The organism is Mesorhizobium sp. M2A.F.Ca.ET.037.01.1.1 (genome assembly GCF_003998075.1).
GTDB lineage: Bacteria > Pseudomonadota > Alphaproteobacteria > Rhizobiales > Rhizobiaceae > Mesorhizobium.
Genome location: NZ_RZSA01000237.1, coordinates 1 through 7572, shown reverse-complemented (window position 1 = coordinate 7572; position 7572 = coordinate 1). Strand labels below are relative to the sequence as shown.

Annotated in this window: 3 protein-coding genes and 1 pseudogene; 3 read left to right on the top strand and 1 reads right to left on the bottom strand. The window is 57.7% G+C overall.

Annotated features, from left to right (window positions below):
* The 3 genes and pseudogenes from EOA27_RS14160 to EOA27_RS14150 form a co-directional block, all read left to right on the top strand.
* Window positions 1-643 (top strand): annotated as a pseudogene (locus EOA27_RS14160) (hypothetical protein); the annotation flags it as partial.
* On the top strand, window positions 640-2136 hold the full coding sequence (locus EOA27_RS14155) for a hypothetical protein (protein ID WP_127256526.1): 1497 nt from the start codon (window positions 640-642) through the stop codon (window positions 2134-2136). The pseudogene EOA27_RS14160 and the gene EOA27_RS14155, both read left to right, overlap by 4 nt.
* A 250-nt stretch (window positions 2137-2386) precedes the next feature.
* Entirely contained in the window at window positions 2387-6718 is a 4332-nt protein-coding gene (locus EOA27_RS14150; protein ID WP_127256524.1) for a hypothetical protein, read from the top strand.
* Window positions 6719-7088: 370 nt separating this feature from the next.
* On the opposite strand, the gene EOA27_RS14145 is transcribed toward EOA27_RS14150, so the two are convergent.
* The coding region (locus tag EOA27_RS14145; RefSeq protein WP_189562025.1) for a nuclease-related domain-containing protein at window positions 7089-7572 on the bottom strand (484 nt) is incomplete at its 5' end.

Genomic DNA, 7572 nt, shown 5'->3' with positions numbered 1-7572 from the left:
CTTCTTTCCTTACGGCAAGGCACCGAGCCCTGATGATCTCGAAATTGCTTCGCGCGGCCGACGAATCCTGGACGCGGTTGCGACCTCGGCGGCCGCGACCCTCGTCACAGCCCGCCCTCACCTCTTAGGAGAGCCCGACGCCGTGGCCGTCGCCACCTGGCGACCCCTCTACTTGGCAGCCGACCACCTGATCAATCAAGTCTGCAAACAGCTCTATTTCGGATCTGGTGCCTTCCGATCAAACACTGACGACGAGCCGGGACTGCCGGATATCCTAGCCAAGCAGCGTTTCCTCGCCGACTACGCGCCAATTCTGGACATCATTGCGAACCACGCTCAGTCCAGGACCGCCCACAACCTCATCGAATTGCTGGCATACCTCGTCGAAGGCGACCCGCCGGCGGTCTTCGACCGGACCGCTAACATACTCCTGGGGTCGGCGGCACGGGACGGCTACCAATTCGAATCGCTTGGCGTGGACAAATTGGTGAAGCTGGTCCGTCGCTACCTAGCAGACCACCGAGACATCTTCGAAGATCGGGATCGACGTCAAAAGCTGGTCGAGGTGCTAGAGCTGTTTTCGTCCGTTGGCTGGCCAGATGCTCTGAAACTGTTGTTCGAACTTCCGGACCTTCTACGATGAACGAGGCGGCCAATATCGCCGCCTTCGGGACCGCTCTTCAAGCCGCTTTCGATCGGTTCAAGATGGAAGAAGCAATTATCCGAGCGAGGGCGGCACAGGCTGTTGAAGCAGGAAAAGCGCCGCGTGGTTTGGCTGTGGACGACATGCTCGAACGCCCCACGCGGCGGTTTCTGATCGACCCAATGCTCCGTGAACTTGGGTGGGATCCGGGCAACCCTGGTCAGGTCACCGAGGAGGCCCGGAGTTGGGCCGAGAACGGCGACCGACTCTATTTCGACTATCTCGGGCTCGATGGTCAACGCGCACCAACGCTGCTCGTCGAGGCCAAGGGAGCTGACGCCAAAACTGTGCGTCCGCCTCGTGGCGTAGAGGTAGCAGGACGGAGAATGGCCGTCTTAGTAAGTGAGGCGCTTGGTAGCCTAAAAGCCGACGCAGCACCTTCTTCAGTATTGGCGCAATGGGCGACTTGGCTCAACGACCTTCGGATATATGTGCGTTCTCTGGGCGTGATTGAGCGGAAAACGCTGCAGCGAGTTGTCATCACTGCCGGGCGATGGTTGATTATTTTTGCCGATCCCATCTCTGCTTTCGTCGATGACGGCGTGCCTGCATCAGACGCGATCCACTGCTACGTCTCGCTGGAAGAGATTGTCGATGCCCATCAGGAGATTTATCGCCTCCTCGCCAGATCGCGGCTTATCAATACCCTTCCGCTCACACTAACACTTCGCGAGGCGCTAGGAGTACTCAGTGCCTCTGCCTTGATGGAAACTTACCGTGGCGTTGTCGTTGCGACCAGGATGAGCGGTGGCATGCGCAGCGAGTATCCAACACGCGCCGTGTATCCAGCTGTAGTGTTGTTGTCAGGCGGTTCGGCCTGGGGTGTGGTTGACTACAATGCCCAACCCCTGGAAGAACCGCGGGACGCAAAACTCCTGGGTGAATTTCTTTCTCTCTTAGCCAACAGGGGAGACGCCTTCGAACAGAGCGTCGTAGCAGCTTTTGGCCGGCAGGATCTAGTTCCGTCACCTTTGGCTGCTTACCCGCTGAATGTTCGCGATCCTGATGTCGAGGATGCCTTCGCTCCTGCGTCGGGATCTACTGCGGCTATGATTGCGGCAACCGCACCGTTGCTACCACAGTTCGTGCGGCGAACCAAAGAACGAGGCGCCAACCACGAATTTCTAGTAATCACCGGACAAACGTGGTTCTACAAAACAGCGGCCGCCTTCGGGATGCCATGCGATTTCCACAGCTTCCCAATGGCTCGCAAGCAAGGCGCGGCGGGTACCAGGGGCCATTTCGAGCGGGCAGCCGACACATTTACCGTCTCGGGCGACGACCAGCACTGCGAGCATGACCCCTTGGGCGGCTTGCGGTCATCTCGATGCCATCTCAGCCCTATCGAGTTGCACCTTTGCTGCCGGGCCTGCGTGTTTCATGACAGGTGCTGGCGCGAGGAAGATCTCCCCAGACTGCCTTGCGCAACGTGATGTACGACATTCCGTTTGTGCGCAATCAAACGTGCGTCTGCAACGGACCTGGAGTCTGAGATTTTGTCACTGCTGCCGATCCCCAACACGCTGTCGTCCCATTGATCGATCTGGCTCACTGATTTTCACTTTCGCGCTGGACCAAAAAATGGCGTTACCTGAAGCCATAGCTGCATGCAGAAGCTACGTGAGAGTACTGCGTGACTTGTCTAAAATGACCCGCTGAGTCTTCGGGCGAGAGTGGCTGGCTATGGACTTTGTCGAACTTCATCGCTGGTTCGCGCCGATCAGTAAGGATCAGGAACTTAATCCTGAAATTGGGACTCACTGGGGTTCCCGCTTATCCGGTTGGTTGGATTGGTCGGGCCTGCTGCAACGACGCCGTGTAGTTGTTCTCGCTGAAGCTGCTAGCGGCAAATCGGAGGAGTTCCGTAACCAGGCCCACCAGCTCGCAGCCCTAAGCAGGCCATCATTTTACCTACGCATAGAGGAACTCGCCGATCAAGGCTTCGAAGCTGCCCTTGGCCCAGGCGAAGCGCAGGAATATGAGGCCTGGCGGACTGGCTCCGCCGAAGGTTGGTTCTTTCTCGATTCAATAGACGAAGCGCGGCTTAATCGGAAGAGCTTCGAAACTGCCCTCAAGCGGTTTGCCCGGGAAAGCGGTCCTGCCCTTGAACGAGCGAATATCTTCATTTCGTGCCGAGTAACCGATTGGCGTAACGATGACGACCGCCGCGCGATCCGCGAGTGGCTGCCGGCGCACAGGACGGCAGAGTTAGCAACAAACAAGGTCGACGAAGCCAAACTTCTCGATCCGCTTTTCGAAGACCGCAGTAAATCTGAACAGATGCAAACGCCTGAAACCGCAACGCATGAGCTGCTTGTGGCGCAGATTGTACCTCTTGAAGCAAAACAATCGGCGGCACTCGCATCAGCGGCAGGGGTTGCCGATCCTGAAAAATTTAGCGCCGCTATTGCAAAAGCTGGGCTCGAAGCTTTCCGCCAGCGCCCTGGCGACGTACTCGATCTGGCATCATATTGGAATACACACAAGGCGTTCGGCAGCCTGGCGGCGATGGTCGACTATGGAATCGAAAGGAAGCTAGCGGAGCACGATCCTCACCGACCTGACAACGATACGCTGACTCCAGCCAAAGCTCGACAGGGTGCCGAAAGTCTGGCTGCGTCGCTAACGCTTGGTAGATCATTCACCTTACGCGCGCCTGGCGGGGAAAGCGATCCAAGCCTGGTGGCGGGCGCCGTTGAGCCCACGCGCATGCTCGATGAATGGAGTGACGCGGAACGCAATGCGCTACTGCGGCGTGGGATTTTTGCGCCTTCAACCTTCGGCAGGATTCGCTTTCACCATCGGGCAACTCAGGAATATCTCACCGCTCGATGGTTGGACCGCCTGCTCCGGGACGGTTGCCCGCGCGCTGAAATGTGGACCTTGATTTTTGCCGAGCGTTACGGCGTCGCGACAGTTGTACCCTCGTTGCGGCCCGCCGCTGCCTGGCTGGCGCTGTGGCATACCGACGTCTGCGATGAGATCATTCGCCGAGAACCGATCGTGCTAATGCAACACGGCGACCCGCGCTCGCTTGACATCGGTTCCCGCGGTCGAATCCTGGGAGCTCTGGCCAAATTGCACGCGGAAGGCGAGATTCCCGATACCAGTCTGGACTCTCGCAACTTTGCCATGTTCGCCGATGCGCACTTGGCCGCCGACATTACCAGAGCATGGAAGGCAAACAGCCACGACGATTTTCGATTTATCTTACTGCGCTTGATAAAAGATGGGCCAATTTCGGGCTGTGAAGCTCTGTTGCGTGAGGCTTCGAAGAGCAAGGGATCAAGAAGCTATCGTCGTATCGTTGCCGTCGAAGCGATGAAAGCTTGCGGCGATCTTGTCGGATGTCGACAGGCCGCACGTGATGCAATGGCTAATCCTGGCAGGCTCAGCGCGTATATGGCGGCGGGACTTGCTCAAGCACTGTACCCGAATTTTCTCAGTACTGACGATCTGCTGCGCCTCCTCACGGAAGCAAAACCGCCACCGCCAAGCTCGACCGACGGATTTGCCTACTCGATCGTTGGGCTTTATCGATTGGCCGGAACGTCGCGCGATAGAGCCAAAATTGTAGAGGTGATCGGCGACCTCTGCCTGATGCCGCCGCTGGCGGAGACCTATCATCGGGTATCCGTGAAATTTGGCTATCTTGCCGATCACCTTCGGCCAATCGCCGCAGCCGAAATCGGAATACTTGGCAATAACGCCCCCTCCCATGCTCTCGTCAGATTGCTGATGGCAATCGAACGAGCTGACCGGAGTTATTCCGTCGAAGAGGACGAGCCGCCAATTCGCCAGCTGGTGCAAGGGAATCCGAAGCTTAACCGTGCCTTGTTATGGGCCGATGTTGCAGAGACTCGCTCCATTCCTTCCGAGCGTCCGGTTAGTCGACACTGGCACGTCTATTTTGGCTCAAACAACAAACTATGGGGCGCGGAGGAACGGGATCTCGTATGGTTATTCAATGACGCCCTGACGTTGCCTCAAATTGACGATCGACGTGTCGCGCTCAGCCTCATCGTCTCATTGCTCAACGCTGAGAGGCTGGAGGAGGAACAAGAACGCCTCAAAGCGATTGCAGCGACATCGCCCGCACTTGCCGAAGATCTTACCATTTACTTTGCGCCGCCGGTGGAAAGCGACGCAGACCGAAAACACCGTACGGAGCACGAAGCCTACGAAGACAAGCGGAACCAACAGCAAGAAGAGGCCAAGGCTTCCTGGATGAGGTTCGCTGAGGCCTTACGAGCCAACCCCGGCCAACTATGTGCGCCAGAAAATCTTGCGTCGTGGCAAGCCGGCATACATCGACTCAAGCACCTCACCCATTGGCTGCAACGTAAGACTGGGCTTGCCGATCACGCCGCACCTTGCCAGTGGCGCCTTCTGGAAGAAGGTTTCGATCGCAAGATCGGGGAAGCGTATCGCGATGGCATGATGGCGCTCTGGCGGTTCGTAGAGCCGAAACGGCCTCAGCGCAAACCAGGAGGCGCCATAACTCGTCAATGGACGCAAATTCTGGCCTTCGCCGGCATCGGGGTTGCTGCACGAGAGGGGTTCGATTGGCCTCTGGCCCTCAGCGCCGAAGACGCCGAACGCATTGCCCGGCACGCGTGCTTCGCCGAAGAAGGATATCCCGAGTGGCTCGACAAGCTCGTACTCAATCATCCGAAGGCCGCGCTGCCTATCGTTGGGCGTGAACTCGCGCGCGAATGGCGTTCGACCGAGTTGGGCAGTACCGATTTCTTTTATCATTATGGATCGGCCGAGGCATTGATTTCCCAGCCGCTCCGCAGATTGATACTCAAGATCATCGCACAACGCGCTGCGGGCCGCGTTGAGATCATCGAGAAGGCAATCGCTGTCGTTCGAAAATTCACCCTGGACGATCGATCGCGTCTCGGCTTGCTAGGATCGATTGACGCAAGGTTCGCAGCGAGCGTTTCAGCTGGGAAGGAGGACTTCGCAATTGCCAATCTCGGCCTTTTGTTCGTCATCGAGCCAGACTGGGCCAGACGCCGTCTCGACGAATGGATCGGGTCGGACCAACCAGCCGCTGGCGAAACTCGGGTCGCACGCGTGCTCGCAGCTTTATTTGACGGTCACCATCGGGGGATAGCCGTTTCAGCATTAGAACACTCCAGCGTCGCCACGCTCGACCTTCTGTTGAGGTTTTCTTATCGGCACATCCGGCCGAAGGATGACGTCTATCATGTCGGGACATTCTCACCGAACACGCGCGACAATGCAGAGAGCGCCCGCAACACGATTTTGTCAAAATTGCTGGACCGTCCCGGACCTGAGGCATTTTGGTGCGTGCGACGGCTTCCTGAAGAGGATCCAGCGTTTGCAGACCGTACCGACCGATTTCGTGAATTGGCGCATGCAAAGGCGGAAAAGGACTGTGAGCCGCCTGCCTGGGACACCCTTGAAGTTCGACAATTTGAGCGAACGCACACGGCTCCGATCAAGACAGGCGCCGACTTGATGCGGCTCGTCATGTCGGTTCTCGATGAAATTTGCTTCCAGCTAAAAAAGGGGGACGTCAGTTCGCGCCCTTTACTGGAGCGAGCAAAAGACGAAGACGAAGCGCGTAATTGGCTAACGGAGCAGCTGATGCTGCGAGCTAAGGGCCGGTTTCATGCCTATCGAGAAGCCGAAGTTGCCCTGAGTGATCGGCCGGACGTCGTCATTGCCTCCACGTCGGCCCAATGCGAGGTCGCCATTGAGGTAAAGCATGGAGGCATGGGTTGGACGTTCCGCCAGCTTGATAATGCCTTGCGTATTCAACTCGCTGAGGACTACCTCAAGCCGGCAACTCGTCGTCATGGAATCCTGATCATCACCAATCATAAATCGCGCATTTGGATCGATCCGCAAACCAATGAACGGCACGGATTTGAGGAGCTCATCTCAATACTCGCCAAGGCGGCAAACTCCATGACAGGCAACAGCAGTGGCCCTATTGAGGTCGCGTGTGTCGGAGTAGATGCTACCGCGCCAGCAATTTGAGGGACTGTAGCCAGGGACTTTTCAGAAACCTTGAACGTCAGCGATCATTCGGTGTTCGCACCCCGGCCGTCGGCGCAAGCTGTGAAGCGTTTTTCGATTGCTTGCCGGCGTGATCATGGCTTCTGATGTCAGATTTGGGGCCGCACGCGGACCGTCTTCTTTCAGCACATTATTACGCCAAAGCGGACGTTCCCTTGCAGCAGTAGTTACGAGCCGTTCGGTCGTCATGCTTGGCCGTTCAGTTTTCGGCAGATAGAGACTGCGAAGGACGACTAATGGCAGAGAACGCGGTTTATTCCAACGCACGACCAGAGCAGCCCAGGAGGCACACAATTTGTCGACGGTCTGCCTTGAGCGGATCGCTACACCATCAGACGGCCGGAAGCTGGCCGAATTCTGCCTGCAGCTGGCGCTCGGTCCGCACATTTGTTTGAGCTGGGACTTCGTTCGAGTAGGCGAGCGGGACGGGGCGGGTCGTCACTAGCCGCCTCAAAATTCTCTGTGGTGGTGCCAGGCGAAGTCGCTGCGCTACCAGGTCAGAGTTGGCCTCGATCCAATCGCAACGCTGCAGATGCTTGTGCAGCTTGTCGCCGTCGCGCCCGTGGAAGTCCTGCATCCACGCCGCCACTTCGCGAGGGGTGCGGGCGGCACCGAACCACTTGCATTCGACAACTACCCAAACCGTTCCGTCGGCGCTGACTGCCAGCACGTCAATCTCACCGAGCTTCTTGCTCGCTCCGAGGCGTGTCATCGAAATCGACTTGTGCGGCGTCCAACCACCCTTTGCGAAGATCGCCGCGACCTTGCTTTCGAACGCGCGGCCGCGACGGGCGGCCTCGGCGTCGATATAGGCC

Coding starts and splice junctions, on each gene's coding strand:
- EOA27_RS14155 (WP_127256526.1), top strand. CDS start 640: ATGAACGAGGCGGCCAATATCGCCGCCTTCGGGACCGCTCTTCAAGCC.
- EOA27_RS14150 (WP_127256524.1), top strand. CDS start 2,387: ATGGACTTTGTCGAACTTCATCGCTGGTTCGCGCCGATCAGTAAGGAT.